Here is a 23,836-nt window from a genome sequence, read left to right on the forward strand (position 1 = left end):
ATGCGGCCGCGGGTCCGTACGGCTCGGCCCCGTACAGCGGCGGGGTCGGCACCGCCCCGGGCGGCGGGCCGTGCGGCAGCGGCCCGCACCACCCTCGGGGTGGCATGCCCGTGCAGCCCTACGGCAGCCCGCCACACCGAGGGCGGCGCACACGGCCGCACCACGGCGGGCCCGCACGGGGCACCGGCCGCGCCACCCCGCAGCCGCAGGCCCGCACGAACCGCCGACCCTGAGGTCCGCCGGCGGACCCGCGGACCCCCTACGGACCGATGACCTCGCCGCCACCCAGCCGCAGGGCCTCGGAGCCACGGACCTGTGGGCCCGCACGGCACAACGCTCCCACCACCCCACCAGCCCAGGTCCAGGCCTTCAGGGCCGCAAGGCCACGGCCCCCGGGCCCGGACGAACCACCGGCCGGCACCTCCGCCGACCGCCGGCGCCCTCGCCGGGCCCGGTTGCGCCCCGCCTCCCCAGCCCACCACCTCCCCAGCACCCCGTGGCCCGCGCCACACCCCTCCCACGTCAACGGCCGCGGGCCCCGCCCGCGGCCGCGAGAGGCACTCATGTCCACGCACCCCGTGACCACCCCCTCCGACAGACCCGGCGCCGCCGGGCCGACCCGCGGCAGCGGCGCACTCGCGCTGGGCCTCCTGCTCCTCGGGGGCGCCGCCCTCCTGGGCCTCGTCGTCCGCCAGGACGTCGTGCATCCGCCCTTCCAGGGCCTCGACGACCGCTGGCTCCGCTGGATGGGCGGCCCGCACGAAGGGCTGTACGCGGCCGTGGCCGCCGCCCTGAACTGGTTCGGCGGCCCACTGGGCGCCGTCGTCCCGCTCGGCCTGCTCCTGCTGATGCTCGTACGCAGGCGCTGGGTGTCCGCCGCCTTCCTGCTCGGCGTCTACCTCGGCGCCAACGCGGTCGTGGTCCAGGGGCTCAAGCACCTGGTGGACCGGCCGCGCCCGGCCGACCCGCTGGTGCGCGTCGACCACGGTTCCTTCCCGTCCGGCCACGTGGCCTCGGCGGCCCTGCTCGTGGTCCTCGTCGGAGCCCTGCTGGTCCCGGCCGCCCGGCGGCGGGCGTGGTGGTTGGGCGGTGCCGTCTTCACGCTGGCCATGATGTGGAGCCGGACCTGGCTGCACGCGCACTGGCTGAGCGACACCGTGGCCGGTGCCTCCGCGGGCGCGGGCGCGGGGCTGCTGGCGTGGTGGCTCTGCGGACCCGCGCTCGGCCGGGAACGCGCACGCGTCCACGACCGCCGGGGGGCGGCCGTGGACACCCCGGACCCCGTCCCGCCGGCCGAGCGGCCCCAGCACGCGAGGCGGTAGTACCGGCCCGGGACGGCCCGGATGACGGGGCGCGCCGGACCGACCAGGTCCCGCCCGCCCCGTCAGCAGGTCAGCAGGTCAGCAGGTCAGCAGGTCAGGACGTCCGGCGGGGGACGAGGAGGGCTTCGACGGGCGGCAGCGCCGGTCCCGTCCCGGTGCCGATCAGCTCGTGCACGGCGTCCGCGATCCGCGCCGGCGACGGCAGTTCGAGGCGGATCGTCGTGAGCGGGGGCTGCTGGAGCGCGGAGAGGACCAGGTCGTCGGAACCGACGATGGCGACTTCGTCCGGTACGGCGATGCCCGCGGCCTGGAAGGCGTGCAGCAGCAGGGCGGCGTACTCGTCGTTGTAGGCGAACACGGCGTCGAGGCCGAGGTCCGGCCAGCGCCGGGCGAGGGCGGTCGCGGATTCCCGCGTGTAGGCCAGCTCGACCGGGGCGACGGTCGCCATGTGCCGGGCCGCCACCGATTGGGCGCCCGCGAGGCGGGGCTCCGCGAGCGTGCCGAGTCCGCGCTCCTGCGGCATGACCACGCCGATCCGTGTGCGGCCCCGCGCGATGAGGTGCTCGGCCGCGGTGGCTCCGATGCGGGCGTGGTCGAAGCCGACCGTGTGCACGCCCTCGACGGGCCTGGCGGCGAAGGCCAGCAGCCCCCGCACCCCGGCGCGGCGCAGCAGGTCGGCGGCCTGGGCGGAGAACCGGTCGCCGTCCAGGGCGACGACGGCCGCCGGGCGCAGTTCGGCCCAGGCCCGGGCGGCGTCGAGGGGGTCGGCGAAGCGGCCGGCGTGCAGCACGGCCGTGTACCCGTGCCGGTCGAGCTCGCCGTGCAGGTCGTCGACCCAGTCGCTGACGAGGCGGCCGATGGCGGAGACGGAGGCGGGCATCAGGACCAGATTGCTGCGCCCGGCCCGCAGGGACCGGGCGGCGGCGTGCGGTACGTAACCGAGCTGGCGGGCCGCGTCGAGCACCCGGGCGCGGGTGCCGGCGCTGACGCGGTGGCCCTGGGTGTCGTTGAGGACGAAGGAGACGGTGGCGCGCGAGACTCCCGCCAGGCGGGCCACGTCGGCGCTGGTGGTGGTCGCGGGGACGGGGGTTTCTTCTGCCATGGCGTCCCTCGACGCTCCTTCTGCTCGGTTCGCACCTTCCCTTCCGAGGTTACACGAGTTAGATCACGAGGTGGGGCGGGGTTCCGGCACCTCGGAGGCGGCACGGGCCACCTCACCGGCGGCTGCCTCGACGGAGGCACCGGCGGCCGCACCGGCGGAGGGCCCGTCCCCGAACAGGACCCTGGAGGCTCCGGCGAGGTCCCCGAGGGCCGTGACGACCGAGTCGAAGCGCATCGTGGTGCGCGTGCGCGTCTCGTACGGGTCCCAGCGCGGCAGGCCCGGGTGGTTCGGGTCGCCCGTGCGCACGAAGGCGATCCACGCCTCGTGCATGACGGTGGCGAGCCCGTCACGAACGGCCGGGGTCAGCCCGGCGAGGAAGGGCGCGTGGGCCCATTGGTCGAAGTTGGCGAAGACGAAGGGGAGTTCGAGGCAGTGAGCGGCCCCGAGCCTGCCTCCGTACGCCGGTGTGGGCAGGTCGAACTGGTAGGCCCACACCGGGCGGCCTGTCTCCGCCCGTGCTTCGGCCAGCTTCAGGGCGGGGACGCGGAAGAGTTCGTCCGTGACGAGGTCCATGAGGACGTCGGCCGGGCGGGCGCCCGGGCGGGCGCGCTCGTACGCCGCGTACACCGCGGGCGCCTCGCCGGCTCCGAACGTGTCCGCGATCCGATCGGTCACCCGCTCCCGGGTCGCGACGGCGTACCCCTCGTCCAGGGCGAAGCCGAAGTTGGCCTCCTCGCGCGTCCAGCCGATCATCACGTCGACGTCCGCGGCCGCGCCGTGCGTCAGGTTCCCCGCCGGGTGACGCGGCAGGGTGGTCCCGTCGATCACGGGCAGGAACGGGGTCGGCCAGTATCCCCAGCGCACGGTCCGGGCAAAGAGCCCGAGACCCGCTGCGATCAGCTCGGGCCAGTCCAGCGACTGGAGTTCGGTCACGGTCTTGGTCCCGGCGAGTTCCCGATAGGCGTCCACGCGCTCCGCGTAGGCTTCCCGGGTGGGGAAGTCCAGCCCGAACGGCGGACTCTGCAGGATCACCCGCTTGATCAGGCCCCGGGCCTCCGGGTGTCCGACGAGGGCGGCGGTGGACACCGCACCGCCCGACTGGCCCGCTACGGTCACGAGGTCGGGGTCGCCGCCGAAGGAGGCGATGTTCTCCCGCACCCAGTGCAGGGCGCGGAGCTGGTCGGTGAGCCAGGGATTGGATCCCTCGCGCCCCTCGCCGGTTCCGTCCGCCTCGTCCGCCTCGTCCGCCTCGGCTCCGAAGGAGAGGTAACCCAGTGGTCCGATGCGGTAGTTGACGCCGACGAAGACGAGGTCCCCGTCCCGGGCGAAGGTGGCCCCGGAGTAGCCGGGCAGCGACCCGGAGCCGGAGACGAAGCCGCCGCCGTGGATCCAGACGAGGACGGGCCGGCGGGCACCGTCGGCCGCGGGCGTCCAGATGTTGAGGGTCAGGCAGTCCTCGTCGAAGGGGGGCGAACCGTGCCCGCCGAGCACGGGATCGCCGCCCTCCCGGTACGGCTGCGGCGCGCTGGGGCCGTCGGCGGTGGCGTCCCGCGTCCCGGTCCAGCCGGGGTGCGGCTGCGCGGGCCTCCACCGCAGGTCGCCGACGGGCGGTGCGGCGTAGGGCACGGCCCGGAAGACGGCGACCTCGCCTTCGGTCGCTCCGCGGAGGCGTCCTGCGGGGAGGTCCACCACCACGTGGTCCCCGCCTGGGGAATGAGCCATGAGCCGATCCTTCCTGAGCGCACGGGATGCACGCCGACACCCCCGAGATTATGTCGTCAATTTTATGACCGTCAACGATTCTCGATATTCCTAGGTGCCGTCACAGCCAGAGCCTGCCCGAGGCCATCCGCTCGGCCTCCCTCTCCAGCATCGGCGCGAAGACGCGCCACAGCACCAGACAGGCCCCCACTCCGAGGACCACTCCGGCGAACGTGTCGCTGAGCCACTGGGCGTGCAGCCAGGTACGGCTCACCATCATGGCCAGGACGTACGCGCCCGCGACCGGCCACCACCAGCGCCTCGCACGGTCCGGGAACACCACCACGGCGACCGTGAACACCAGGGTCACCGCGCTGAACACCTGGCCGGAGGGGTACGAGCCGTCGTTCACCAGGACCCACGGGAACGGCGGACGGGGCCGGTCGGCCAACTGCTTGAGGGGCAGCACCACCAGGACGTTCGCAAGGACCGAGGCGCTGAAGACGAACAGGCCCGAGCGCCACCGCCCGTAGACGCAGAGGCAGCCGATCAGGGCCAGCGGCAGCACCAGGCCGAAGGGGCCGCCGAGGCGGTCGAGGAAGATGGCGAACCCCTCGGTGAACCCGCCACCGCCCCCGTCCGCCGCCGAGCCGTTCACGGAGGCCGCCCAGCGGTCGTCGAGCCCCTGGAAGAAGGGGCGGTCGCCGATCCGCAGCACGAGGGCGGTCGCCAGGGAGACGGACAGGAGCGCCACCCCGCAGGCCAGCGCATGACGGGGCGGGAGCGCAGGCACCTGGTGCAGGGGGGGCCGCAGCGGTGGGGGCGGGGGCGCGAAGGAGTGCGAATGCTGCATGGCGGGCCTTTCACGGTCAGCCGCCCGGGCGAGACGAAGCGCGGGGGCGGATCTGGGGCGGGGGCGACAGGGCGGGCAGCCCGCCGGTACGGAGGGGTGCGCGGGTAGGCGTACGGATACGGGGGAAGCAGGGGCGGGTTGCGGAGACCGGGGCCGGGCCCCTGAGCCGTTCCGGCGGCCCCGACCGCAGGGAGCGGATCCCCGCGAGGGGGCCGGCGCGAAGGGACGGGACACGCCCTGGCGGCCACCCGGCACCCAACCGGCCGGCTCGGCAGTACCCCCGGGACGCGCCGAGCGCAGGCACGACGGGCGACGGGGACGACGCCAGACGCCACCGACGGGCACACCGAAAACTGCGGCCACGGGCACGTCCGACAGGCGCACCAACAGCTGCGACCAACGGGCGACCCGGCCAGTACCGCCGACCGGGATGACCACCGGCGCTACCGACAGGGCCATCGACAGGCACGACCGACAGGCGCCCCCGACAGGGGCGACCTACCCGCACGACCGACTGGCGCCACCACCAGGCAGGACCGGCAGCGGCGACCGACCGGCGCCTCCACCGGCGCCGCCAATACCGGCAGCACCGACACCCGGGCCCACCGGCACCCCGCCCACGTCGACCCCGGCACCCGGAGCCATCCCCACAGCCCCGTAGCGCCCGCCCTCCGGGATGGCCGGGGCAGGGCGCCGCGGGACGGCAAGGGTGTGCGCGGGCGGGGCGGAGTACGGCAGGCGGCCCCGGGGGGCCCGTACGGCGGCCCGCTCGTCGCGGTGCGGCACGGAGTATGGCGGATGCGTGACCGCCGCCACAAGAGCAAGAGGGTTTTCGGCACGACCGGCCCGCCCCGGCGGCCGGGACGCATCGGTTACACGTCATGGCACGGTGGATCTCCAGACGGTCACGATCTGCACAACGCCGGTCCACGAGGCCTGGCGGTGGCTCGAAATGAGTGCTACACAGTCTCCAGCGCCGCTGGTGACACGTGTAACAACACCAGGCGAGTACGTTCATCGGCCCGTGGCTCCCGGCACCACTCCCGGCACCACCTCTGCCCCGCTGACCGCCGCACAGCCGCCGCCCCCGCGGCGCCCTTCCCCCGCTCCACCGCTGCTCGCCACCTCCCCGCACCGTCCCCCGAGGAGTCGTCTTGGCCACCAACGAAATCGCCGACCCGCTCACTCCCTCCGCCGCGGAACCGCCGCGTCAGCGCGGGCTCCTGCCCCTCCTGCTGGTCGCCAACTCCGCGATGATGGCGGTCTACATGGGAGTGGGTTCGGTCCTCCTGCCCACCCAGATCGCCGCGATCGCCCCCGATGACAAGGTCGCCGTCCTGGGTCTGATCGGCGGGATCAGCGCCATCTTCGCGACCGCCTTCAACCCCATAGCCGGCGCGCTCTCCGACCGCAGCGGGCGTCGCGGTCCGTGGGTCCTGGGCGGCGCCCTGGCCTCCCTCGCCGGTCTCGCCTTCCTGGGGAACGTGACCACCGCCCTGCTCGTGGGCATCGGCTGGTGCCTGGTCCAGGCGACGATGAACATCTACCAGGCCGCCGTCACCGCCATCGTGCCCGACCGGGTACCCGCCCTGCGCCGCGGCACCGCTTCCGCGCTGGTGGGGCTGGGGCTGCCCATCGGCGGCACGGTCGGCGTGCTCGTCGCCTCCCGGACCGCGGAGCACCTGCGCACCGGCTACCTCGTCTTCGGCGCGATCATCGCCGTGGCAGCCGTGCTGCTCACGGCCTTCTGCCGGGACCTGCCGCGCACCGAGCCGAAGGCCGCCGCGCCCGCCGCCCCGAAGGGCGCCCAGCTGGCCGCCTTCCTCTCCGCCCTGGGCAGCCACGACTTCCGGTGGGCCTTCATCGGCCGGGCCCTGATGGTCCTCGGGTACTTCTCCGTCGTCGGATACCAGCTGTACATCCTCGGCGACCACATCGCGCTGCCTTCCGGGCTGACGCCGCCCGCCGCGATGGCCGTCCTCACCCCGGTGTCGATGGTCGCGATGGCCGTGTCCACCGTGGTCGGCGGTCTGCTGTCCGACCGCTGGAACCGCCGCAAGGTGTTCGTCGGCGTGTCCGCCGCCCTGGCCGGCCTCGTCATGGTCGTGCCCGTCGTGAGCCCGACCTGGACCGGCATGCTCGTCTTCAGCGCGCTCAACGGCCTCGCGTTCGGCTGCTTCATGGCCGTCGACACCGCCCTCGTCACGCTGGTCCTCCCGCGCGCGGAGGACGCCGCCCGCGACATGGGGGTGCTCAACATCGCGAACGCCGGGCCGCAGATCATCGCCCCGTTCGTCGCGTCGGCCGTGGTCACCTCCCTGGGCGGCTACACCCCGCTGTTCCTCGTCGGCGGGGCCCTGTCCCTCGTCGGCGCCCTCGCGATCCTCCCGATCCGCAGCGTGCGCTGACTCCCCCGCGCCCGTTCCCGGATCGGGCCGGCCCGTACTCCGGCGGGCGCGCGCCGAGGGTCGCCGCCCGCCGGTCTCCACCTCCTCACCCCACCCTCCCTCCTCTCCCTCCCTCTTCGAAGGAGCACTCTGTGAGACGCACGCGAGTTCTGCCGCTGGCCGCCCTGGTGCTGTGCGCGCCGGCCCTGGCGGGTACGGCGCCCGCCTCCGCCTCACCGCAGGCCGCGCCCCCCGGCCCGCTGCGGATCCTGCTCACCAACGACGACGGCTACGACGCTCCGGGCATCCGGAAGGCGTACGAGCGGCTGACCGCGGCCGGGCACGACGTCACGATCGTCGCCCCGCTCACGAACCAGAGCGGCACGGGCACGAAGGTGTCGAACGCACCCACGGTCGCAGTGCAGCACCCCGAGCCGAAGGTGTGGGCCGTGGACGGCACTCCCGGTGACTCGGTGGCCTTCGGACTGGCCGAGGTCTTCGCGGACCGGGCGCCCGACCTGGTCGTGTCCGGTACGAACTTCGGTCCGAACGTCGCCGGGCTCGCCAACCACTCCGGGACGGTCGGCGGCGCCGTCGCCGCACTGGAGTCCGGGGTGCCGGCCATCGCGGTGAGCACCGGCGGGCTGACCGTGCCCGACCCCGTCACGACGGTCAACGCCATGGGTCCCACGATGGACTTCACCGTGAAGCTGATCGACCGGCTGCGCAGCCGGGCCCGGTCCGGGCTGCTCCTGCCCACGGGCGTGGGCCTGAACGTCAACCATCCGGTCGTCGGTACGGACGGCACGGGCAAGGCCGCCGGTGTCGCGACGACCTTCCAGGATCCGCAGAACTTCCTGCAGCCGGACTACACCGACTCCGGCGACGGGACCTGGAAGGTCAGCGTGAAGGTGGCTCTGAAGCCCGCCGCGAAGGGCGGTGACATCGAGGCCGTGGCCGCCGGCAGGATCGCCGTCAGTCCGATGAACGCCGACTGGAACCCGGGCCCGGCCGACCGGGCCACGGCCTCCGCCCTGCTCGCCGGGCTCCGCCCGTAGGCCCTGTCGTCGACGCCGGTCAGGCCCGCGGCGTCCGGCGCCGTGCATCGCAAGGCGGAGGGGCGCCCGCGTACTGGACGTACTGGGGGCCCCGACCACGCGGCGAGGTGCGGTGCCGGCGTCGCGGGCCAGGCGCCACTTGGACGACAGGGCCCAGGACGGCCCTCCGGATCCGGCCGGGCCCGCGCTGCCCGGCACCGCGGGCCGGGCCGGCACGGTCCGGAGGAGTCGCCCTCATCCACCGCACGGCCGGGGCGCGGCGGTTCGCCGCCGCGGCCCGGCCGTCGACCCTCCAGGAGGACGGACGCATGAAGAGGCCCTGGCAGCGGCTGATCCGGCCGGCTGCGGCAAGACCCCTGCTCGGCACGGCCCTCGCGCTGGCGGCCCTGCTCGCCTCGGCGGTCCCGGCGAACGCACTGCCGGGCGGATCGCCCCGCCCGGTGGTGACCGTCGCACAGGGCGGCCTCCGCGGGCAGGACCGGGGCGGGGCGCAGGAGTTCCTCGGGATCCCCTACGCCGCTCCCCCGGTGGGGGCGGCCCGTCTGCGGCCGCCGCAGGCGCCGCCCCGGTGGCGCGGGGTGCGGGAGGCGGTCCGGCAGGCTCCGGCCTGCCTGCAGTTCTCCCCGTTCGGGCTGGCCGATCCGGCGGCCGTCAGCGAGGACTGCCTGTACCTGGACGTGTACCGGCCCCGAGGGGCCCGCCCCGGAGCCCGGCTGCCGGTGATCGTCTGGGTGCACGGGGGTGCGTACAGCCAGGGGACGGGGACCCAGTTCGGCGGCCGGACGACGGCCGACCTCACGCAGAGCGTGGTCGTCAGCATCAACTACCGGCTGGGACAGCTGGGTTACCTGGGCCTGCCCGAGCTGGCCGCCGGGAACGAGCGCCGTTCCGGTTCGTTCGGGCTGATGGACCAGATCGCGGCGCTGGGGTGGACACGGCAGAACATCGCCGCGTTCGGCGGGGACCCGGGCAGCGTCACGGTCTCGGGGCAGTCGGCGGGCAGCGGTTCCGTGTGTGCGCTGCTGGCCGCGCCGTCGGCCGCGGGGCTGTTCCACCGGGCGGTGCTGCAGAGCGGTCCGTGCACGCTGCTGGGTGCGCCGGACGGTGCGCGGGCGGAGTCGCAGGCCCGCACCTTCGCCGCGCGGGCGGGGTGTGCCGGTCCGGCCGGGGTGCCGGAGTGCCTGCGGGCGGTGTCCGGGGCAGCGCTGGTCGAGGCGGCCCGTACGGTGCCGACCGCGGGCCCGGCGTCCGGCGACGGGCTGCTGCCGGCCGCACCGGCGCAGGCCATCGGGAGCGGAGCCTGGAACAAGGTGCCGGTCATGATCGGGAGCACCCGTTCCGAGGCCCGCCTGTTCGTCGCGCTGACGCAGCCCCACCTGACGGCGGAGCAGTACGCGGCGCAGGTCCTCGCGGAGCACGGGGCTTCGGGTCCGGAGGTCCTCGCGCGGTATCCGGTGAAGGACCACGGCTCGCCCTACCTGGCGCTCTCGGCGGTCATGACCGACTCCACGTTCGCCTGCCACACGGCGTGGACGGCACGGATGTTCGCCGCCCAGGTGCCGACGTACGCCTACGAGTTCGACGACCCTCGGTCGCCGACGCTCGCGGGAGCGCAGGTCCCGGGGCTGGACATGGCCAACGCCCACAGCGCGGAGCTGGCGTATCTGCACGACTTCACCATGGGCGACCGCCCGCTGACGTCCGTCCAGCTCGGTCTGGCGACGGCGATGAAGCGCTACTGGGGTTCCTTCGCCCGGTTCGGCGCCCCGGCCGTTGCGGGGCAGGCCGCGTGGCCGCCGGCCGGGGCGGGTGCAGGCTTCGGAGCGGGCCCGGGCGCCGCGACCTTCCTGACCCTCGACCCGGCGGCGACGCGGACGAGCACGTCGTTCGAGGCGGACCACCAGTGCGCCTTCTGGCGGACCCGGCCGCCGCGGCCGCTCTGAGCGAGGGCCGGGCGAGGGCGTGAAGGGATGAGCGGCGGGCGCCCCCGCCCGCGCGTGTCCTCGTGCTCGCCCCGCTCCTGGCCGGAGCGTTCGTCGTCGCCCCGGCTTCCCTCGCCACCGCCCGGTCGGCCCCCACCGCCGCCCCCGCCGCCACCTGTTCCGTGTCCGGTGTCCTCGACGACGGGAAGGTGCACCTCTCCGGCGGCGGATTCACGCCGGGAGCCGCCTTCCTGTCCTGACCGACCGCCGCGGGCGGCTCGTTCGAGATCCCGGCGAACGGCGGATTCCAGATGACGGACGTCGAGCCCGCGCAGTACACCGTGTCGCAGGGCGGCCAGCACACCCGGTGCAGCGGCTTCACCGGCGAGAAGGTGCCTCCCGAGTCCCCGGACTCCCCCGGGTCGCCTGAGTTGCCCGGGGAGTAAATCCCTTCGGGCGTCACGGGGGCGGGCAGTAGCATCCCCGGATGCCGACCATCGAGACGTTGACTCCCCAGCCCGGCCGGGCCGACGCGGCCGGGCTGCGGGCGTACGACGCCGACCTGCTCGTACGGTGCGCCGTCGACCCCGCGCAGCCCTGGTGGCGCCGGACGGCCTGCGTGGAGGCGCTGGCGGGCCGGGTGCCGCGGGCCGGGCTCGGTGAGCTGCTCGCCTGCGTCCGCGACACCGCCGGCTCCGGGACGGTCCGCAGGGCCCTGCTGGTCCTCCTGTCGGACCGGGCGGAACTCCTGCCGTGGCTGCGCCACGAGGACCGGCTCCGGGAGACGTCGTACGGCATGCCCCAGGCGGTCCTCCGGGCGCGCGCGGCGCTCGGGGACCGCACGGCGGCGGCCGGACTGGCGACCCTGGCGTTCAGCCCCTGGCAGACCGATCGGGCGGTCGGCGAGGCCGGGCTGGACGCGCTCGCGGACCGGTACGGGGCGGAGGCGGTGCTCGGCCGGCTCGACGGCGGCCGCCCGGAGGACCGGGCCGTCGCCGTCCGGATGCGCCACCGCGGCGGCGAGGACGTCACCGGCGCCCTCGCGGACCCCGACCCGCAGGTGGCGCACCTCGCGCAGTCCCTGCTGACGTGCCCGGACCAGGTCCGCGCCTACCTGACCGGGGCGCCGACGGCCGACGCGCGGCTGTGGGCCGCGTACGCCCTGCAACGGCTGACCGGTGACGTGGCCGGGACCCGGGCCGTGTACGAGGCGCTGGGGCGGCCCCGGGTGGAGGTCGACGGCCTGGACGAGGAGCTCCGCCGGGCGATCGTGCACCGGTACGGGCACACGTGCGAGAAGCAGAGCGACCCGCGGTGGCGGGTCGAGGCGCTGTGCACCGAGCCGCCACCGGCGCCGGACGAGGAGGAGCAACTGGCCCTGGCCGTGGCCGCGCTGTCGGCGGCGGGGCTGGCTCCCCGCCCTCCGCTGTCCTGCGGCGAGGCCAACCGCCAGGGTGGCGGTACGTACCACGTGATCGGGTACCGGGGGGACGGGAGCGAGGTGTTGATCAGCACGCTGGGGCGGTTCGCGGGGGACCACGACGAAGATCCCGCCGCGCGCGCCGCCCTCGAAGCGGCCGGTTTCCGCTGGATCGACGCGGCCACCGGCTCGGTCCGCGTCACGGACCTCGGTGTCTACCACTTCGGGAGCCGTCAACCGCTCGATGTGCAGACGCTGCTGTTCTACTGGCAGGACTGAGCGGCCCCGGGGAGGTGTCCGCGGGGGTGCCGGCCGCCCCCGGCACCCCGCGGTTCACTGGTCGCGCCGGTGCACGCCGGTGACGGCGAGCGCGGTCGCGGCGCCCGCCCACACGGCGTAGACGGTCCAGGCTCCGGCGGCGGTCCACGGGTAGGCGGTCGGGGGGAGTCCGGCCTCCGCGAGCCGGAGCCACGCCTGGTAGAGGGTGGCGTGTCCGGCAACGGCCGACCAGTGGCGGTCGTCCGAGAAGACGAGGGGCAGCACGAGGACGACCACGACCGAGACCGTCATCGTGGCCGCGGTCCGCCTGATGACGGAGCCGATCGCCATGCCGGTGAGCGCGCAGACGGGGGCGAGGAGGGCGGAGGCCAGGACGAGGGCCAGCGCGCCGGGGTGGCTGATCGGGACGCCCGCGTCCCGGGCACCGAGGATCGCCTGTGTCAGGGCGAAGGAGGCTCCCGCGACGACCGCGCCGAAGGCGGTGGTGACCGCCGCGAGGACCGCCGCCTTGGCGGCCATCACCGAACGGCGGGCCGGAACGGCCGCGAACGTCGTGCGGATGGTGCCCGTGCCGTACTCGCCGAGGATCGTGACGGCCCCGACGGCGACGAGGGCGAGCATCATGACCACGGCGGCGTTCGCGGTGAACGCCTCCTGCAGCGGGATCCCGTTCCGGACGAACTCGTCCCGCTCCGCCGCACTCCGGGCCGGCCAGTAGCTGTACGTGTCGTAGGCGGTGCCCGCGTTGAACGCGATGACGGCCAGGGCGGTGGCCCCGTACGCGGTCCAGGTCGAGCGCAGCGACCGGAGCTTGATCCACTCGGCGGCGGCCAGGTCGAGGAACCGGGCGCCGGGTTCGCCGGCGCCGAGGTCCCGGGCGGGGGTGTCCGGCAGGGTCGTGGGCGGGGTCATCGGGAGCCTCCTGCGAGGTACTGGACGCTGTCGGCGGTGAGTTCCATGAAGGCGTCTTCCAGGGAGGGGGACGCGGTGCTGAGGTGGTGCAGCGGGATGCGGTGCTCCAGGGCGACTTCACCGATCCGGACCGCGGTCGGACCGGTCACGGTGAGCAGCTCGCCCTCCACCCGGACCTCGGCGGACTCGGCTGCCAGCAGGTCCCGCAGGAGGGCTGGGGCGGGCGTGCCGACGGTGACGTGCTGCCGGGTGCCGCGGGCGGAGAAGTCCGCGAGGCTCTCCGCCGCGATCAACTCGCCGCGGCCGATGACGATCAGCTCGTCGGCGGTGTGTTCCATCTCCGACATCAGGTGGCTCGACACGAAGACGGTGCGGCCCTCGGCGGCGAGCCGCCGGAACAGGTCGCGCACCCACCTGACGCCTTCCGGGTCGAGGCCGTTGAGCGGCTCGTCGAAGAGCAGCACCGGCGGGTCGCCCAGCAGGGCGGACGCGATGCCGAGGCGCTGCTTCATGCCGAGGGAGAACCCTCCGATGCGGCGGCGGGCGGCGCCGGCGAGGCCGACCTCCTGCAGCACCTCCTCCACCCGGCGGCCCGGGATGCGGTTGCTGCGGGCCAGCGCGGACAGCTGGGCGTAGGCGGTGCGTCCGCCGTGCACGTCGTGCGCGTCGAGGAGGGCGCCCGCGTGGCGCAGGCCGCGGGGGCGGTCCCGGAAGGCACGGCCGTCGATGGTGACGGTGCCGCTGGTCGGCTCGTGCAGGCCGAGGAGCATCCTGAGGGTGGTGCTCTTGCCGGCGCCGTTCGGTCCGAGGAACCCGGTCACCCGGCCGGGCCGCACGGTGAAGGTGAGGCCGTGGACGGCGGTGGTACCGCCGTAGCGCTTCGTCAGCTCATTGACTTCGATCATGTGGACAACGGTGCCGGTGGGAGGCCCCGCCTGTCGTCGGACCGGCGGTGACATCCGGCGGGCGCGGGTGTCGACCCCGGTTGTACGCCCCGGGTCCGATGCCCCGTCACGCGACGGCGCTTACGATCACACCATGTCCGCCCCGTCGCCCCCGCCGTTGCCGCTGCTCACACGCATACCGCCGGGCCTGTGGCCGGCCCTGGCGTGGTACGCGGCCGCGGTGGCACCGATCGTCGAGTACGTCCTGATGCCGCCGCAGCAGGCGTACTCGCTCAACTACCCACGGGACGGGCTGGATCCGCCGGGGGCCAGGCTCCTGCTCGGCCTCGCCTTCGCGCTGGTCCTGGTCGGCAGCGTGCTGTTGCGCCGCAGGTCCGGCACGGCGTTCGGCCTGCTGATGGCCGGCACGGCCGTATCGACCCTGGCCTGGCGCCAGGACGAGATCCCGCCCACCCAGTTCCTGGCCCTGGACGTCGCCCTCTGCTACCTCGCGGCCACCCGGCCGCGCCGGGAGTCGTTCACCGCGGGCTTCGCGCTGCTCGGGCTGCTCGGCGGCTACGCCCTCGTGCGGCTGCTCGCGGGGGTCGGCTCGGGCATCGCCCAGGAGCCGTTCGTGGCCCTGACGGCCGTCACCGCCTGGCTCATCGGCAACTCCGTGCACCAGGCCCGCGCCCACACCGAAGACCTGCACGCGCGGGCCGCCGTCCAGGCCGTCACCGCCGAACGGCTGCGCATCGCCCGCGAGATGCACGACACCGTCGCCCACAGCATCGGCATCATCGCCCTGCAGGCCGGCGCCGCGGCCAGGGTCGTCGGGACCCAGCCGGAGCGGGCGCGCGAGGCGATGCTCACCGTGGAGCAGGCGGGCCGCGAGACGCTGGCCGGGCTGCGCAGGATGCTCGGTGCGCTGCGCCAGGCAGACCAGCACGACCGCGCGGGAGGGCGGACCGGCCCTGCGCACGGACCGGCGCCCCTGCAGCCGGCCGCCGGTCTGGCGGACGTGGAGCAGCTCGCCGCGAGGACCACCGCCGCCGGGGTCCGCGTCGAGGTGCGGTGGCGGGGCAGGCGGCGTCCGTTGCCGGCCGAAGTCGACCTCGCGGCGTTCCGCATCGTCCAGGAGTCGGTGACCAACGCCGTCCGGCACTCGGGTTCCGATTCCTGCCGGGTGGATGTCGACTACGGCGAGGAGGAGCTGACCGTCGAGGTCTCCGACCGTGGAGCCGGTGGCGGCACCGGCACGGACAGCGGATACGGTCTGGCCGGCATGCGGGAGCGGGTCGCCCTGCTGCACGGGGACTTCACCGCCGGGCCGCGCCCGGGAGGCGGCTTCCGGGTCGCGGCGAGGATTCCGGTGCCGGCCGGCACCGGCACGGGAGCGAAGACGGGAACCGCATGACGATCCGAGTCGTACTCACCGACGACCAGCCCCTGGTCCGCGCCGCCTTGCAGATGGTGATCACCGATACCGCGGACATCGAGGTGGTGGGCGAGGCGGACAACGGCGCGGAAGCGGTCCGGCTGGCGGCGGAACTCGCCCCGGACGTGGTGGTGATGGACCTGCGGATGCCCGGCATGGACGGCATCGAGGCCACTCGCCTGATCACCGCGGCCGCGGGTTCAGCCCGCGTGGTCGTCCTGACCACCTTCGACGACGACGACTGCGTGTACGGGGCCCTGCACGCCGGCGCGTCCGGGTTCCTCGTCAAGGACATGGCCCTCGACGACATCCTCGGGGCGGTCCGGACCGTCGCCGCCGGGGACGCCCTGATCGCGCCGAGTGTCACCCGCCGGCTCATCAAGGAGTTCACCGCCCGTCCCGCGGCGACGCCGCCGTCGCGTGCGGAGCTCGGCGGGATCACCGAGCGGGAACGCGAGGTCCTGACCCTGGTCGGCAGGGGCCTGTCGAATGCGGAGATCGCCGACGCACTCTGCATCAGCATCGCCACCGCGAAGACCTACCTGACCCGGCTGCTCGCCAAGCTCGGCGCCCGCGACCGGGTGCAGCTGGTGATCCTGGCCTACGAGGCGGGCCTGGTCACCGCGTCCCGGTGAGCCGGCAGCGGGCGGAAGATAGGGGCGGACGCGGCTGAGCTGGCCGGAAATACCACGTCAATTTGGTGACAAGCGCACTGATGTTTCATCATCGTGACTGCGCGTCAGCTTCTGGCGTGCGTCGAGGAGGCGGGGGCGCCGGGGGGGGTCCCCCGTTCACACCGGCCGATCCCGTGGGCGAGCTCGTTCTCGCCGCGCCCGCCGTGACTCCCGTCCCGATTCCGTCACCTAGGCAAAGGCCCATGTCCGCCCAGCAGCTCTCGGACCTCATACGTTTCGCCCGTCACAACTCGCCTTTCTACCGCGACCTCTACGCATCCCTGCCGCCGCACGTCGACCGCCTCACCGACCTGCCGGTGGTCGACCAGCAGGAGTTCTGGGCGGCCAACACCCTGCACGACAGCCGCGTCCTGACCGGCCCGCTCAGCGAGGCCACGGTCTACAAGACCGGCGGCACCACCGGATCCCCCAAGTTCTCCGTCTACACCCGGGACGAGTGGCGCACGTTCGTCACCTCCTTCGGCGCGGGGCTCGTGGACGCGGGTCTGCGACCGGGACACCGCGTCGCCGACCTCTTCTACGCCGGGGAGCTGTACGCCAGCTTCCTCTTCGTCCTCGACTCGCTCGCCCACGCGCCCGTGGACAACGTCCGCCTGCCCATCGGCGGCGGCGCACCGCTGGAGTCGACGATCCCCACGCTGCGCGATCTCGCCGCCCAGGTGGTGGCCGGCACGCCCACCACCTTGTGCCGGCTCGCCGAACAGGTCGTCTCCTGCGGTGTCCGCCTCGACTCGGTGGAGTTGCTCCTCTTCGGCGGCGAGGCCCTCTTCGACGACCAGCGCCGGCTGCTGGCCGCCGCGTTCCCCCGCGCCGAAGCCCGTTCCGTCGGGTACGCCAGCGTCGACGCCGGCCTGCTCGGCCGGCCCGTCCCCGGCCCCGACGCCCGGGTGCACCGGGCCTTCACCCCGCATGCGGTCGTGGAGATCCTCGACGACTCCACCGACGAGCCGGTCACCGCGCCGGGCCGGCCCGGCCGGGTGGTCGTCACCAGCCTCTTCCGCCGGCTCATGCCGATCATCCGCTACCCCGCCGGCGACCGCGCCGAGTGGACCGGCGACGGACCCGGCCACTTCCGGATCCTCGGCCGCGCCGAGGAGGGCGTACGGGTGGGACCCGTCTCCCTGTACACGCAGGACGCCCAGGACGCGGTGGCCGCTGCGGACACCGCGGGGCAGGTGGTCGGCATGCAGCTCGTCGTCCGGCGGTGGGACGGCCGCGACGGGCTCGTCCTGCGGCTGGCGACGGCCCCCGCAGGCGAGGCCTCCGGGGAGGTCTCGGGTGGCCGCGCCGCACTGGCCGAGGCCGTGGTCACGGAGCTGGAGAACGTACGGCCCCTGTACCCGGACAGTGTGCGCGCCGGGTTCGTGCACCCGCTGGCGGTGGAGTGGGCGCGCCACCGCGACCTCGCCGTCAACCCCCGCTCGGGCAAGCTCGTCCGGGTCCTGGACGAGAGGCCGACCGCATGAGCGCCTCGTCGGATACCGCAAGCGGGACCGGGACCGGGACCGCGACACACGCCGGAGCCGCCACCGGCACGGACACGGGCACGGGCACCGCGGTGGAGGGTGCGGCCGGGGACGGCGCCCGGACCGGCGGCAGGCGCCCTCCGCTGATCCTGCGCAACCGCGCCTTCGCGGCCGTGTGGCTCGGGCAGGTCCTCACCCAGGCCGCCGTGCGCATGTTCCAGGTCGGGGTGTCCTGGTGGATCGTCGCCTACGCGGTGGACGACTCCCGCGGTCTGGCGTCCGGGTTGTTCATGGCGGCCTGCACGCTGCCCGCCGTGGCGCTGGCACCCGTCGTGGCCGGTGCCGTCGCCCGGTTCGCCCACCGTTCGATCCTGCGGACCGCCGCACTGCTGGCCGGGGCCGCCTCGTGCGCGCTCGCGCTGTGGGCGCACGGCGGCGGCCTGCCGCTCGCCTCCGTGTACGCCGCAGCCCTCGCCCTGGCCACCTGCCAGGCGTTCTTCGACCCCTGCCTGACCACCTCGGTGCCCGAACTCGTCGACGACGCCGACATCGAGACGGCCACCGGCTTCGAACTGTCCACCCAGTCCCTGGCCGGTCTCGGCGGGGCGCTGCTCGGCGCCCTGACCGTCGACCGGGCCGGTGTGGCCGGGCTGGCCGCGGGCTGCGCGGCCGCCTACCTCGGCGCCGCGGTCCTCGTCGCGAGCGCCCGTTTCCGGACCGGAGCGCCCGACCCGGCCGCCGCGGGCGGCCCTGCCCCGTCCGTGCCCCGGCCGCGCCCGCTGCGCCGCATCCTCGGCGAACTGCCCTACGTGCGGCGGATCCTGATCTGCTTCACCGCGGCGAACCTGTTCACCACCGCCGTGTTCGTCGTCATCCCCCTCTACACCCGCTCGGTCCTGGGGGGCGGTGGCGCGACCGTGGCCCTGCTGGAGGCCTCCCTGGGCGCGGGGGCGCTCATCGGCGCCTTCACCGGTACACGCGTGCCGGGACGTCCCACGGTCGCCGGAGCCTACTGCCTGGGCCTGATGGCCCTCGCCCTGGCGCTGCCGGGGCTGGTCACGCACCGCCTGGCCGTCGCGGGATGCCTGGCGGTGGCCGGCTGGTGCGCCGGGGCCGTCAGCGTCCGCTTCGTGGCCCTGTTCCAGCGGCTGGTGCCGACGGCGGACAAGCCCGGGTTCTTCGCCGTGATGCAGGCTGTGCTGGGGGCCTCCCTGCCGGTGGCGTCCCTGGTGTTCGGCGTCGCCGGCGACTTCCTCCCGCCGCAGACGCTGTGCCTGGTGCAGGGCATCGGCCTGGCCCCCGCCGCCTGCGCGCTGGCCCTGCTCGGGGCCCGTACCCCCGCGCCGCCCGCAGCCGACCCGGACGCGGCCCCGGAGGCCGGCACGGACGAGGACGCGGCCACGGATGCGACCACCGATACGGCTACGGGTGCCGGCCGGGCGGCCGGACCCGTCGGAGGCAGCCGGTGAACCCCGTCATCACGCCGGCCGCCTGCGCGGACATCGCCGAACTGCGCCAGCTCTACTACGCCGTGTACGGGCCGCACTACCCCGTGGCCCTCGGCACCGACCCGGCCGAGATGGCCCGGCTCATCGCGGACCCGCACTCCCTCTGGCTCGTCGGCCGCTGCGCCGACACAGGCGCCCTCACCTCGTCCGCCGCCATCCACGGGGAGGCGGGCAGCCGCATCGGCCGCCTGGAGGGGATCGCCGTGCACCCGGGGCACCGCTCGGGGGGACTGGCCGCCGCGCTGACCGGGGCGCTGTGCGCCGGGATGCTGGACACGGGGCGGCTGGACTCGGTGTACGCGACCGTACGCACCGTCAGCGCCGGTCCGCAGCGCGTCGTCGCACGCAACGGCTTCCGCCCGCTGGGCATCCTGCCCAACGCCGTGGATCTCCGCAGCCGCGAGAGCCTCGCGCTCTACGCGCGTCACTCCGCGGGGGTCCTGGACCGCCGCAGGCCGGTCACCGAAGTGCCGGCCCCGCTGCTGCCGTTGCTGCGCACCGCCGAGGCCGCGCTCGGCATCGGCTACCCCGGGGTCCGGGCCGCCGACGGCCCGCTCCCCGTCCCCGCGCCGCACGGGGCCGTCGAACGGCTGGAGATGATCGAGGCGCCGGCCTTCGTACGCCGCCGCTTCCGCGAGCGGTTCCCCTGCACCGAGGGCTGGTTCTATCCGCTGCACACCCCGAACGTGCTGCTCACCCCCGAGGACGGCCGGTTCGAGGTCTACGCCTACCTCAACCGCGCCGGCGGGTACGCCGCCCTGCTGACGGCCCACCCCGACCCGGCCGCCGCGGCCGCGTACCTGGAACCCGTCACCCGGGCCCTGGCCCGCGCGGGGGCGGGCTACGTCGAGGCCCTGGTGCCACTGGCGCACCAGGAGGCCCTCTCGGCCTTCCTGGCCCAGGGGTTCGTCGCCGGAGCCGTGTACCCGGCCATGCGCGCCGACGGCGACGGCAACGGCTTCCACGACTACGCGGTCCTGTCCCGTTCCAGCGAGCGCATCGACTTCCGCGGCGTCGCCGTCGAACCGTCCCTCCAGCCCTACCTGGACTGCTACGTGTCGGCCTGGGCGTCGACACACCTGCCCACACCATCCGAGGTTGCCCCATGAACCCCCATCTCGCGCCGGTCGCCGTACCCGACCCGGCCCTCCTGCCCCACGTACAACAGCTGTGCGATCTGACCGACCCCTACGCCTACGGGCCCGCGGAGGACGAACTGTTCGCCGCGGCCATGGCGGAGAGCCACGCCTGGCACGTGGAGCGCTCGCCGTTCTTCCGCTCCCTGTACGAGGCCACTCCCCCGGCGGAGCCGTACCGCGCGCCGCTCGTCCACGCGAACTTCTTCAAGCGGCACGAGGTGCTCTCCGTCCCGCGCGAGGACGTCGAGCTGCACCTGACCTCCTCCGGCACCACCGGCCAGAAGTCACAGATGTTCTTCGACCACTGGACCATCCGCTCGGCCCAGCGCATGGTCGCCCGGATCTTCGAACGCAACGGCTGGATCACCCCCGACCAGGAGGTCAACTACCTCCTGTACAGCTACGAACCGTCCCCCTCGCTGAACCTCGGAACCGCCTTCACCGACAACTACCTGTGCGACTTCGCCCCGGCGCGCAGCGTCGCGTACGCCCTGCGCAACACCGGCGGCGACCACGAGTTCGACCCCTTCGGCTGCATCGCCGCGCTGCGCCGCTTCGAGCGGGAGGACGCCCCGGTCCGCATCCTCGGCTTCCCGGCCTTCCTCTTCTTCACCCTGGAGCGGATGCGGGCGATGGGACTGCCTCCGCTGCGCCTGCCCGAAGGCTCCCTCGTCGTCCTCGGCGGCGGCTGGAAGGGTCACGCCGACCGGCGCATCGGCAAGGAGGAGCTGTACGCCCGCGTCACCGAGCAACTGGGCGTCCCGGGCGAGCGGATCCGGGACACCTTCGGGTCGGTGGAGCACTGCATCCCGTACATCGAGTGCGACCACCACCGGCTCCACGCCCCCGTCTGGTCCCGGGTCACGATCCGATCGACCCGCACGCTCGAACCCCTGCCCTACGGGGAGCGGGGCTACCTGCACCTCGTGTCGCCGTACATCACCTCGGTACCGGCGCAGAGCGTGGTCATGGGCGACCTCGCCTCCCTCCAGCCGGGCGACGCCTGCGGGTGCGCACTGGAGACCCCCTGGTTCACCGTCCACGGCCGTGCCGGGGTGAGCCGCAACCGCAGCTGCGCGGTGGCCGCAGCGGAACTGATGAAGGGCATGGCGTGACCGTGACGGAGAACGAAGCCGCGTACGAGCACCACGGCGCCGCCGCGGGCGCCGTCCCCCACTACTGGCAGGGCACCTTCATCGACGACGACGAGGCCGGGCGCCGCCTCGCGGCCCTGCCCGCCGCCGTCGAGGACGCCCTGGCCACGGTGCTGGAGACCGAGACCGTCCTGGCCGCCTGCGACGCACTCGCCACCGCCCTGCGCGACCCGGCGCACCCGGTGCGCGCACGGCTGGCCGCGCACCTGCCCGCAGGAGAGGACCCGGCGGTCCTGGCCGAACTCGGCGGCCTCCTCGGGCGCAGGGAACTGACCCGCAAACTGCGCAGGGAACTCGGCAGCGCGGCCCCCGGCCGGCTGAACCGGGCCGATCCGCGCGAGACGGTCTACGAGGCGTGGGCGCCCGTCGGCCTGGTCGCCCACATCGCCCCTGGCAACGCCTCGACGGTGGCGCCGCTGAGCATCGTCGAGGGCCTGCTCGCGGGAAACGTCAACGTCCTCAAGGTCAGCAGCGGTGACACCCTGCTGACCCAGCACCTGATGGCCGAGCTCGCGGCCCTGGACCCCAGCGGTGCGCTGGCCGCGCGGGTCGTCGTACTGCGCTTCCCGTCCTCCCGGCAGGAGTGGCTGCGCCTGATGTGCGCGCCCGCGGACGCCGTCGCCGTATGGGGCGGGGAGGGTGCCGTCGCCGGGGTGGCCGCCCATGTGCCGGCCGGCTGCCGGCTGGTGGAGTGGGGGCACCGGATCTCCTTCGCGTACCTGACGGGTGACGCCTGGTCGGACGCGGGCACGCTCGACGCGCTCGCGGACGACGTGTGCCTGCACGAGCAGCAGGCGTGTTCCAGCCCCCAGGTGGTCTACCTCGACACCGAGGACGAGGAGGAGGTCTTCGCCTTCGCCGAGCGTCTCGCCGCGGTCCTCGCGGCCCGGCCCCCCGCCGTGACCGGCGCTCCCGGGGGCGAGCGGGATCCTGCCGAGGAGGCGGAGCTGACGACCACCGAGCTGGTGGCCCGGCTGGAGGAACACCTGGGGCTGACCCGGGTGTTCGCCGCGCCCGACGGTTCGTGGCGGGTCATGGCCGACACCCGGTCGCCGCTCACCGCCTCGCCGCTGCACCGCAGCGTGTGGGTCAAGCCGCTGCCCCGCAAGCTGATGATCGCCACCCTGCGCCCGATGCGCCGCTACCTCCAGACGGCGGGCCTCGCCGGCAGCCCTGCGGACATCGCCGAGCTGTCCCGTACGGCCCTGGCCGCGGGCGTCACCCGGGTCACGCCGGTCGGGTCCATGCTGGACAGCTACGCCGGCGAGCCGCACGACGGCGTCTACGCCCTGCAGCGCTACAGCCGCCGCGTCGCGGTCCGGGCCGACCCCGCCCGCTTCGCCACCACCGCCTGTCTGGACGACCTGGCCCGGCCCGTCGTCCTGCCGCCACCCGCGGGCCCGCTGCTGGGCAAGGAGGACGTGCGGGAACCGGGACGGCAGCTGGCGCGGGCCGATGCCGAGCTGTACTTCCACAGCGGCGGCAGCACCGGCGCGCCCGAGCTGTCGGTCTTCAGCTACGACGACTACGACACCCAGATGCACGCCGCCGCCCGCGGCCTGCTCGCCGCCGGCTACGACCCGGTCGGGGACCGGACCGCGAACCTGTTCTACTGCGGCGGCATGTACGGCAGCTTCATCAGCTTCTTCTCCGTGCTGGAGCGGCTCGGCGGGGTGCAGCTGCCGCTGGCCGCCGGGCCGGACCACCGCGCGACGGCCCGGGCCGTCATCGAGCACGGCGCCGACACCCTGTTCGGCATGCCCTCCTACCTGTGGCAGCTGCTGCACGCCGAGGCCGACGCCCTGCGCGCGTACGGGGGCCTGCGGAAGGTCTTCTACGGCGGCGAGCACTTCACCGAGGAGCAGCAGGGCACCCTGCGGGACACCTTCGGCATCGAGCTGGTCCGCTCGATCACGTACGGAAGCACGGACCTCGGCCCGCTGGGCTACCAGTGCACCGAAAGCTCCGGCGGGGTCCACCACCTGCACGCCGACCTCCACACGATGGAGATATTGGAGCCGGACGAGGACCGGCCGGTGGCCCCGGGCGGCACGGGCCGGCTGGTCTTCACCACGCACGCCCGGCGCGGACAGCAGCTGGGCCGGTACGTGATCGGCGACCTCGGCCGGGAGGTCCCGGGCCGTTGTCCCTGCGGCCGGCACGCCCCGCGCTTCGAGCTGAGGGGGCGCACCGGCGACGTGGTGCGGGTGGCGACGTACTTCCTGAACCACCGCCGCTTCCTGGACCTGGCCGGCGGACGCGGCGGCCATCGCGGCGAGTTGCAGATCCGGCTCGACGCGGCGGAGGCGCGCGAACGGCTGACCGTACGGGTGGAGCGGGGCGGGACGACCGACCCGGAGCGGCTGCGGGAGGTTTTCCTGGCGGGATATCCGGAGCTGCGCTCGGCGGTCGCGGAGCGGCTGCTGGACCTGGTGGTCGAGGCGGTCGACGGCGCGTCGCTGGACCGCAGCCCGACCAGCGGCAAGCTCCTCGCCGTGGTGGACGCACGCCGCTAGTCCGAACGGCCCCGGCGTGCTCTGCCGGTGGCGCCGGGTGTCCGCCGGCCCCGGTGGGACGACCGGGGCCGACGGACGGG

General features: G+C 74.6%; 19 protein-coding genes. 14 read left to right on the forward strand and 5 right to left on the reverse strand.

All coding sequences use genetic code 11. From position 1 onward, the window contains the following. Positions 1 to 563 precede the first annotated feature (563 nt). Positions 564 to 1,322, forward strand: a complete 759-nt coding sequence (locus ACFWUZ_RS09145) for a phosphatase PAP2 family protein (RefSeq protein WP_384369558.1) — start codon at positions 564 to 566, stop codon at positions 1,320 to 1,322. Positions 1,323 to 1,416: 94 nt separating this feature from the next. On the opposite strand, the gene ACFWUZ_RS09150 is transcribed toward ACFWUZ_RS09145, so the two are convergent. The 3 genes from ACFWUZ_RS09150 to ACFWUZ_RS09160 all read right to left on the reverse strand — a co-directional run bounded on the left by ACFWUZ_RS09150 (position 1,417) and on the right by ACFWUZ_RS09160 (position 4,978). After that, complete coding sequence (locus tag ACFWUZ_RS09150; protein WP_384369561.1) at positions 1,417 to 2,424, reverse strand: LacI family DNA-binding transcriptional regulator; 1,008 nt, start codon at positions 2,422 to 2,424, stop codon at positions 1,417 to 1,419. A gap of 63 nt (positions 2,425 to 2,487) precedes the next feature. Beyond that, positions 2,488 to 4,146, reverse strand: coding sequence for a carboxylesterase/lipase family protein (locus tag ACFWUZ_RS09155; RefSeq protein ID WP_384369565.1), 1,659 nt, complete (start codon positions 4,144 to 4,146; stop codon positions 2,488 to 2,490). 100 nt (positions 4,147 to 4,246) lie between these two features. Continuing rightward, complete coding sequence (locus ACFWUZ_RS09160) at positions 4,247 to 4,978, reverse strand: phosphatase PAP2 family protein (RefSeq protein ID WP_384369568.1); 732 nt, start codon at positions 4,976 to 4,978, stop codon at positions 4,247 to 4,249. Positions 4,979 to 6,132: 1,154 nt separating this feature from the next. On the opposite strand from ACFWUZ_RS09160, the gene ACFWUZ_RS09165 reads away from it, so the two are divergent. From ACFWUZ_RS09165 to ACFWUZ_RS09190, 6 genes are all read left to right on the forward strand, one after another. Beyond that, complete coding sequence (locus ACFWUZ_RS09165) at positions 6,133 to 7,386, forward strand: MFS transporter (protein ID WP_384369571.1); 1,254 nt, start codon at positions 6,133 to 6,135, stop codon at positions 7,384 to 7,386. 131 nt (positions 7,387 to 7,517) lie between these two features. Beyond that, positions 7,518 to 8,423 carry a 5'/3'-nucleotidase SurE gene (surE, locus tag ACFWUZ_RS09170; RefSeq protein WP_384369574.1) on the forward strand — a complete coding sequence of 302 codons (906 nt, stop codon included), beginning with the start codon at positions 7,518 to 7,520 and terminating at the stop codon, positions 8,421 to 8,423. A 308-nt stretch (positions 8,424 to 8,731) separates the two neighbouring features. Further along, on the forward strand, positions 8,732 to 10,366 hold the full coding sequence (locus ACFWUZ_RS09175; protein WP_384369577.1) for a carboxylesterase/lipase family protein: 1,635 nt from the start codon (positions 8,732 to 8,734) through the stop codon (positions 10,364 to 10,366). A 62-nt stretch (positions 10,367 to 10,428) separates the two neighbouring features. After that, complete coding sequence (locus ACFWUZ_RS09180) at positions 10,429 to 10,605, forward strand: hypothetical protein (protein WP_384369580.1); 177 nt, start codon at positions 10,429 to 10,431, stop codon at positions 10,603 to 10,605. A 51-nt stretch (positions 10,606 to 10,656) separates the two neighbouring features. Beyond that, positions 10,657 to 10,791, forward strand: coding sequence for a hypothetical protein (locus ACFWUZ_RS09185; RefSeq protein WP_384369583.1), 135 nt, complete (start codon positions 10,657 to 10,659; stop codon positions 10,789 to 10,791). Positions 10,792 to 10,832: 41 nt separating this feature from the next. Further along, positions 10,833 to 12,044 carry a hypothetical protein gene (locus tag ACFWUZ_RS09190; RefSeq protein WP_384369586.1) on the forward strand — a complete coding sequence of 404 codons (1,212 nt, stop codon included), beginning with the start codon at positions 10,833 to 10,835 and terminating at the stop codon, positions 12,042 to 12,044. Positions 12,045 to 12,098: 54 nt separating this feature from the next. Here ACFWUZ_RS09190 and ACFWUZ_RS09195 read toward each other — a convergent pair whose 3' ends face one another. After that, on the reverse strand, positions 12,099 to 12,956 hold the full coding sequence (locus ACFWUZ_RS09195; RefSeq protein ID WP_384369589.1) for an ABC transporter permease subunit: 858 nt from the start codon (positions 12,954 to 12,956) through the stop codon (positions 12,099 to 12,101). Beyond that, positions 12,953 to 13,861: an ABC transporter ATP-binding protein gene (locus tag ACFWUZ_RS09200; protein WP_384369592.1), complete on the reverse strand. Its 909-nt coding sequence runs from the start codon at positions 13,859 to 13,861 to the stop codon at positions 12,953 to 12,955. Before ACFWUZ_RS09200 ends, ACFWUZ_RS09195 begins: the two co-directional genes overlap by 4 nt. A gap of 133 nt (positions 13,862 to 13,994) precedes the next feature. Between ACFWUZ_RS09200 and ACFWUZ_RS09205 the strand changes: the two genes are divergently transcribed. The 7 genes from ACFWUZ_RS09205 (at position 13,995) to ACFWUZ_RS09235 (ending at position 23,756) form a co-directional block, all read left to right on the forward strand. Then, the gene (locus ACFWUZ_RS09205) at positions 13,995 to 15,257 is read left to right on the forward strand and encodes a sensor histidine kinase (RefSeq protein WP_384369595.1); all 1,263 of its coding nucleotides are present in this window, start codon (positions 13,995 to 13,997) and stop codon (positions 15,255 to 15,257) included. Continuing rightward, positions 15,254 to 15,913: a response regulator gene (locus tag ACFWUZ_RS09210; protein ID WP_384369598.1), complete on the forward strand. Its 660-nt coding sequence runs from the start codon at positions 15,254 to 15,256 to the stop codon at positions 15,911 to 15,913. The genes ACFWUZ_RS09205 and ACFWUZ_RS09210 overlap by 4 nt, the downstream gene beginning before the upstream one ends. 242 nt (positions 15,914 to 16,155) lie before the next feature. Further along, complete coding sequence (locus ACFWUZ_RS09215; protein WP_384369601.1) at positions 16,156 to 17,439, forward strand: phenylacetate--CoA ligase family protein; 1,284 nt, start codon at positions 16,156 to 16,158, stop codon at positions 17,437 to 17,439. Then, positions 17,436 to 18,908 (forward strand): MFS transporter, encoded by a 1,473-nt coding sequence (locus tag ACFWUZ_RS09220; RefSeq protein ID WP_384369603.1) that lies wholly within the window; start codon positions 17,436 to 17,438, stop codon positions 18,906 to 18,908. The genes ACFWUZ_RS09215 and ACFWUZ_RS09220 overlap by 4 nt, the downstream gene beginning before the upstream one ends. Beyond that, the gene (locus tag ACFWUZ_RS09225; RefSeq protein WP_384369606.1) at positions 18,905 to 20,056 is read left to right on the forward strand and encodes a GNAT family N-acetyltransferase; all 1,152 of its coding nucleotides are present in this window, start codon (positions 18,905 to 18,907) and stop codon (positions 20,054 to 20,056) included. Before ACFWUZ_RS09220 ends, ACFWUZ_RS09225 begins: the two co-directional genes overlap by 4 nt. Beyond that, complete coding sequence (locus tag ACFWUZ_RS09230) at positions 20,053 to 21,201, forward strand: acyl-protein synthase (RefSeq protein ID WP_384369609.1); 1,149 nt, start codon at positions 20,053 to 20,055, stop codon at positions 21,199 to 21,201. The genes ACFWUZ_RS09225 and ACFWUZ_RS09230 overlap by 4 nt, the downstream gene beginning before the upstream one ends. Before the next feature lie 2 nt (positions 21,202 to 21,203). Further along, positions 21,204 to 23,756 (forward strand): acyl-CoA reductase, encoded by a 2,553-nt coding sequence (locus ACFWUZ_RS09235; RefSeq protein ID WP_384369612.1) that lies wholly within the window; start codon positions 21,204 to 21,206, stop codon positions 23,754 to 23,756. Positions 23,757 to 23,836 lie beyond the last annotated feature (80 nt).

The organism is Streptomyces sp. NPDC058646 (assembly GCF_042716875.1).
Taxonomy (GTDB): Bacteria; Actinomycetota; Actinomycetes; order Streptomycetales; family Streptomycetaceae; genus Streptomyces.